The 2,656-nt window shown below is 57.5% G+C and carries 3 protein-coding genes; 1 reads left to right on the top strand and 2 read right to left on the bottom strand.

The annotated features are described in order from the left end of the window. Positions 1–622, bottom strand: a 622-nt coding sequence (locus tag ACT3TS_RS19505) for a DeoR/GlpR family DNA-binding transcription regulator (protein WP_444533189.1), incomplete at its 3' end; no start/stop codon positions are given. Between the two features lie 112 nt (positions 623–734). Between ACT3TS_RS19505 and melA the strand changes: the two genes are divergently transcribed. Then, a complete protein-coding gene (gene melA / locus ACT3TS_RS19510) occupies positions 735–2,048 on the top strand; it encodes an alpha-galactosidase (protein WP_444533190.1) in 1,314 nt (437 codons plus the stop codon). Positions 2,049–2,404: 356 nt separating this feature from the next. On the opposite strand, the gene ACT3TS_RS19515 is transcribed toward melA, so the two are convergent. Continuing rightward, the coding region (locus ACT3TS_RS19515; protein ID WP_444533191.1) for a hypothetical protein at positions 2,405–2,656 on the bottom strand (252 nt) is incomplete at its 5' end.

Raw genomic sequence — 2,656 nt, forward strand, 5'->3', positions numbered from 1 at the left:
TGGTGCGGGCCTCGGTTTCGTCATGCGTGGTCACCCCGGCCCCCGCAGTGATGCCGTCCGCGCCGAGAATAGCCATGCCCACGTTAACGGAGTTGAATGTACTCTCCGCCAGAACGCCAACGAGTTCGAGCGATTGCGGGCGCAGGAACCCTCCTGTCATGACGACACGCACACCTGGAAATGGGCTGAGCAGCTCCGCGATCGTCAGGGAATTGGTCACGACAGCTATATCCCGATGGTTTACGAGTTCCCGTGCGATGCTAGCGGTAGTGGTTCCGCCGCACAGGGCGATGACGTAGCGCTCGGAAGGGAGACGCTCGACCAAGGCCCGGGCGATCGCCTGTTTCGCTTCCTGAAAGCGGGTGCCCCGAAGTGCTACTGGAAGCTCTCTGGAACGATCGAGCGCGGACGCGCCTCCGTGAGTGCGCAATATGAGATTCTGGGCGGCGAGGTCTGACAGGTCGCGCCTGGCTGTCGCAGCCGAGATCGACAGGCTCGCCGCAAGGTCGGCGAGGCTGATGGAACGACGCTCCGCAATGAGATCGAGGATTGCCAGCATCCGCTTCGCGCGTTTGCCCGAGGTGACGCCAGCGAGCAGTGTTTCTGTGGTAGAAGTGACCAACGCCGAGTCCTTTCGTCGAATGCGGTCAGATCTAATCACCTTTTATGATCAGTTTTGCCGCATTTCACTCATTCTATTGCGCAAAGTGCGATTACCGATAGATGATCTTCTCATGACTCAAATTGTTTTCGTCGGCGCCGGAAGCGTCGTATTCACCCGCCAGCTGCTCGCCGACCTCTTTCGCTTCGACGATTTACCGCCGCTCCGCATCGTTCTCCACGACATTGATGCGGAACGTCTCGAGACAGCAAGGAAAACCGCCGAGCAAGTCGCCGCCCGCTTCGGCCGCGCAGCGGACATCCATGCAACTTTGAATCGCCGAGATGCACTGGTGGACGCGGACTTCGTGATCAACATGATCCAGGTTGGTGGCATAGACGCCACCCGCAAAGACTTGGAGATCCCTGCTGCGGCAGGCCTGCTCCAAACGATCGGTGACACGACGGGCGTCGGCGGTGTCTTCCGCGGACTGCGCACGTTCCCGGTACTGTCTGGGATAGCAGCGGACATGCTCGAGCTCTGCCCGGAGGCTTGGTTCTTGAATTATACCAACCCGATGGCGATGAATGTCTGGTGGATGTCCGTCGTCGCCCCGCAGTTGAAGGTAGTCGGTCTATGTCACAGCGTCTACTGGACCGTGCATGACCTCTGTGAGCTCATCGATGTTCCGGTGGAGGGTACCCACTATCGCGCGGCAGGGGTTAACCATCAGTCGTGGTTGATGGAATGGTCACGGGACGGTACAGATCTATACCCGCTGTTGCGGAAAAAGATCGCGTCGAATCCGGAGCTGTCTCGCCGGGTACGCGTGGAAATATTCAAGCGCATCGGATACTACCCAACAGAAACAAGTGAGCACTCCTCCGAGTATCTGTCCTGGTTCCTTCGGTCCAAGGAGCAGATCACGAAGTTCCGACTCGTTCCACTGGAATACCTTGGAATCTCTGAGCAGAACGTCGCAGAATTTGAGCACGCCAAAGCAGCCCTCGCCGCTGGAGAACGCCTTGAGCTGGAGGAAGGTGCAGCCGAGTACGCGCCGCAACTCATCCATTCAATAGTCACTGGTACCGAACGCATCATTCACGCCAACGTCGTCAACCACGGATTAATCAGCAATCTTCCTGAGGATGCTGTTGTGGAGGTGCCAGCCATCGTCAATTCATCGGGCGTGCACCCCGTAGCCTTCGGTGCAGTCCCCGTACAGGGCGCCGCGCATAATCAGACCTATCTCTCAGTGGCCGCTCTCACGATCGAGGCAGCACGTACAGGTAATCCCGAACTGATATATCAAGCTCTGCTCGTCGATCCAAACGCGAGTTCATCACTGACTCCCGATCAGATATGGGCCCTGTGCGATGAATTGATGGCCGCTCACGCTGACCTTCTACCTGCCGTACTCGGCGGACGGCTCGAGCAGAAGCTCTAATGGGCGTTACCGCCACTCGCCGTAGACCACGTTGAACGGGTCCCGAAGCTCACGTATCGGCCGCAAAGATCGTGCTATAAATCTGGCGCCGGATAATATGCCAACTTCCACAAGCTACTCCTCTTACTGAATGGTCCTAAGTACCCGCGAACCAACGCGTTCATACCCCGATCCGATTATTTTGGAAACTGATACCTGGGCAGGCAAACTCGCAGCGATTTGGGACAATACGCCCATTCCAGCTCCAAGGACGAATAGTCCTAGATTTGGGTCAGGGTTGGCCCGAATCGGCAGGAAGAGCGCAGCGGGCATTGGTGATGGAGCCGCCGAGGCCTGAAGAACCCCTCGGGTTTGGCCTACTTCATCAACGATGGCGCCACGATACGGTCTTGGCCGAGCTTGACTGGGTCACCGGATTCGCAGGATTCAAGGATGTTTTCCAGGCGTCCCAAAGTGAAATAGGCCAGGACCACTAACCATAGCGGCACATCGGCTGATTCATGTTCGCCCATGTCTTCCTGAATGCTTGGCAACCACGCAGAAATCAGACGCCTTATTATCGTCGCCGCGTGCTCCTGAACCCAAGATTCGGGCCCACGTGAATCGCT

It is taken from the genome of Specibacter sp. AOP5-B1-6 (assembly GCF_052376555.1).
Lineage (GTDB): Bacteria > Actinomycetota > Actinomycetes > Actinomycetales > Micrococcaceae > Specibacter.

Coding starts and splice junctions, on each gene's coding strand:
- melA (WP_444533190.1), top strand. CDS start 735: ATGACTCAAATTGTTTTCGTCGGCGCCGGAAGCGTCGTATTCACCCGC.